The 420-nt window shown below is 76.0% G+C and carries 1 protein-coding gene; it reads right to left on the reverse strand.

The features are described from left to right. Nucleotides 1–420 (reverse strand): fibronectin type III domain-containing protein (locus tag LPA54_RS40050; protein WP_228985338.1); only part of this gene is annotated, 420 nt, incomplete at both ends.

Genomic DNA, 420 nt, shown 5'->3' on the forward strand with positions numbered 1-420 from the left:
GCCGGAGCCGTTGGCGAAGCCGGCGTGCAGGTAGCCGACCAGGGCGTGGGCGGGCAGGCCCGGGTCGCCGCCGCCGGAGTCGGGCGCCGAGGTCGTCGCCGTGACGGTGGCCGAACGGGCCGACTCCCCGGCGTCGTTGAGGGCGGCCACCTGGAAGGCGTACGCCGTCGACGGGGACAGTCCGGTGACGGTGGTGGAGGTGCCGGTGACGGTGCGGATCCGCGTGCCGTCGCGGTAGACGGCGTACGAGGTGGCGCCCGCGGCCGGTGACCAGGACAGGGAGACGCTGGTGGCGGTCACCCCGGACGCGCTGAGGCCGGCCGGCGGGGCGGGCGGTTGTCCGGTCTCGCCGCCTGGGCCGACGAGGGTGATGTCGTCGGCGTGGTAGGCGCCGGTGCCGTACCAGCCGTGGGTGTAGAT

The organism is Streptomyces sp. DH12, from assembly GCF_020873895.1.
GTDB lineage: Bacteria > Actinomycetota > Actinomycetes > Streptomycetales > Streptomycetaceae > Streptomyces.